Origin of the sequence: Mesorhizobium sp. M1E.F.Ca.ET.063.01.1.1 (genome assembly GCF_003998155.1) — a bacterium.
Classification (GTDB): domain Bacteria; phylum Pseudomonadota; class Alphaproteobacteria; order Rhizobiales; family Rhizobiaceae; genus Mesorhizobium.
On record NZ_RZSC01000768.1, the window covers coordinates 1 to 2,710 of the forward strand.

Genomic DNA, 2,710 nt, shown 5'->3' on the forward strand with positions numbered 1-2,710 from the left:
GCCTGCGGAAACAGGCCGTGCGCTAGGGGCGGTATATTTGGACTTCGTGCTTCCGGTGCCGAAACCCTCGCGCCCGCCGCCACGTAGCTTCGATCGCAAAAAACCGGCGCCGCGGCATTGAATCGAGACAACGTGTGCGCCAATGGTACCAAGCCGAAAGTCGGGGTCGATTTTTGGCTTCGTGACGTGTAAATTCAAGACCTTAGGCGCCCAAGGCGCAAGCCGTTGATGGTGGTGAGTGCGATGAAAACGGCCAAATTCGCGATCGGACAAGTGGTTCGCCACAAGCTGTTTCCGTTCCGTGGCGTGATCTTCGACGTCGATCCGCAATTCGCCAACACGGAAGAATGGTATGATGCCATTCCATCGGAAATGCGTCCGCGCAAGGACCAGCCCTTCTACCACCTTCTCGCCGAGAATTCCGAGACCGAGTATATCGCCTACGTGTCCGAGCAGAACCTGCTCGAGGACCGGTCGGGCGAGCCGGTCCGGCATCCGCGGATCGGCGAGATGTTCGACAAGCTGCCCGACGGGCGCTACGAGCCGAAACGCCACTCGAAGCACTGAAAGCTCGATCGGCGGCAACAAAAAAGCGGGGCGTTTGCCCCGCTTTTTTGCATGCTGGAGAAACGCTCCGGCGATCAGTTAGCGGTCTTGGCCTTGTCCTGCTCTTCCTTGAGCTTCTTGGCGAAGTCCTGGTTGTTCTTGGCGACGAAGTCCTGCAGCTTCTTCTGGCGGTCCTCGATGTCCGACTGCTGCAGCGGCGGGCCGTCATAGGCGCCGCTGAAGCCGGTCAGCGCGACCTTGATCGGGTTCGGCTGGTTCTGGAAGTTGATCGAGGTGAGGCTGATCGCCTGGCCCTTCTTGAAGGACGCGACGAGCTGGTCGGTCAGCGGCACTTCGGCGACGCAGCGGTCCGGGAAGCAGATGACATAGTCGAGCTTCTGCGCCTTGCCGGCGTCGATCTGCAAGCCAATGCCCGGCGGAATAAGGCGCCCGGTCGGCACCGTGACCTGGAACACCTTGCGGTTCACCTTGCCCTTGAGCTCGATCAGGCTGATGCCGGTGACGAGCTGGCCATTGCCGGCGGTGACGATGTTCTGGACATTGCAGATGTCGACATCTTCCTGCTTGGTGCAGGCCTTGAACCAACCCTGCGGAATCTGCGGCTGCTGCTGCGCCGAAGCGGTGAAAAGCCCGGCGCCCAGGACGCCGACCACGCCTGCGGCCAGCACCGAAAGGCGATACGCATTGCTCGTCATATGGTGCACTTTCCTCTCAAATGATCCCGGGGGCCGGCTTCTTCGTGCCGTGTGGTCCCGCTACCTGTTGCCCAAATGAGGCAACAGCATGACTTCGGAGCGCGTGTTACACTGCCAGCCGCGCCGAATCCAGCCCGGGTTCCGCGATTTCTTCCTAGCTTCTCCTCCCTGGACGAACCTCGATTGGCGATGCACTGGCGGAACCCGTCCAATGGCGCGCGCCGATTCAATCGGGGGGCGAAATGCTCTAGGGTGCGTGTCGAATCACAAAGCTGTCCGGCAAGGAGACGGTCATGGACCGCGTTCTCGTTCGGCTGATCGCCGCGACCTCGTTTCTGGCCCTCTCGCTCCTTCCGGCCCTGTCGGAACCGAAGCACGGCATTGCCATGCAGGGCGAGCCGGCGCTGCCGCCGGACTATCAGCATTTCGACTACGTCAATCCCGATGCGCCGAAGGGCGGCAGCGTCACCTATTGCGTCGTCGGCAGCTTCGACAATCTCAACCCCTTCATCCTGAAGAGCCTGCGCACCACCGCCCGCGGTATGATCGACACGGTCTACGGCAACCTCGTCTTCGAGCCGTTGATGCAGCGCAGCTACAACGAGCCCTTCAGCCTGTACGGCCTCCTTGCCGACAGCGTGGATATGGATCCGGACCGCAAGAGCATCGAGTTCCATCTCAACCCCGACGCCAAATGGTCCGACGGCCAGCCGGTGACGCCGGAAGACGTGCTGTTCACCTATGATGTCTTCACCGACAAGGGCCGCCCGCCCTACAGCGATCGCATGAGCATGATCGCCAAGCTGGAGAAGACCGGCGACCACAGCGTCAAGTTCACGTTCAACGACAAGGCCAACCGCGAGTTTCCGCTGATCGTCGCGCTGACGCCGATCATCCCCAAACACGCCTTCGACAAAGACACTTTCGACAAGACCACGCTGAAGCCGGTGATCGGCAGCGGGCCCTACACTGTGGACAAGGTGCAGCCCGGCCAGCGCATCGTCTTCAAGCGCAATCCCAATTACTGGGGCAAGGACATCCCGTCGAAGCGCGGCTTCGACAATTTCGACCAGATCACGATTGAATATTTCCTCAACGCCAATGCCAAGACGGAAGCGTTCAAGAAAGGCATCTGCGCTCTCGACGACGAGACCGATCCGGTCAAGCGCGAGCGTGATGTCGACTTCCCGGCCTTTCGCAAGGGTGACGTGAAGCAGGAATATTTCGACACCGGCATACCTCCTGTGGTGACGGGTTTCCTCTTCAACACCCGGCTTCCGAAGTTTTCCAACCCCGTCGTGCGGCGCGCGCTCGGCATGCTCTACGACTTCGAATGGGCGAACAAGAACCTGTTCGCCGGCAAGTTCAACCGCACCATGAGCTTCTGGCAGAACTCCGATCTGTCCGCGCTCGGCCATCCTGCCGACGACCGGGAGAAGGCGTTGCTC

General features: G+C 60.7%; 3 protein-coding genes. 2 read left to right on the forward strand and 1 reads right to left on the reverse strand.

All coding sequences use genetic code 11. The features are described from left to right. The first annotated feature begins 243 nt into the window (after positions 1 to 243). Positions 244 to 567: a heat shock protein HspQ gene (gene hspQ / locus EOA29_RS31985; RefSeq protein WP_189350051.1), complete on the forward strand. Its 324-nt coding sequence runs from the start codon at positions 244 to 246 to the stop codon at positions 565 to 567. Between the two features lie 74 nt (positions 568 to 641). Here hspQ and EOA29_RS31990 read toward each other — a convergent pair whose 3' ends face one another. After that, positions 642 to 1,271, reverse strand: a complete 630-nt coding sequence (locus tag EOA29_RS31990; protein WP_126093954.1) for an invasion associated locus B family protein — start codon at positions 1,269 to 1,271, stop codon at positions 642 to 644. Between the two features lie 284 nt (positions 1,272 to 1,555). Here EOA29_RS31990 and EOA29_RS31995 point away from each other — a divergent pair. Further along, positions 1,556 to 2,710, forward strand: a 1,155-nt coding sequence (locus tag EOA29_RS31995; RefSeq protein WP_145969916.1) for an extracellular solute-binding protein, incomplete at its 3' end; no start/stop codon positions are given.

Bases quoted from the DNA above. Each gene is read 5' to 3' on its own strand.
- hspQ (WP_189350051.1), top strand. From the start codon at position 244: ATGAAAACGGCCAAATTCGCGATCGGACAAGTGGTTCGCCACAAGCTG.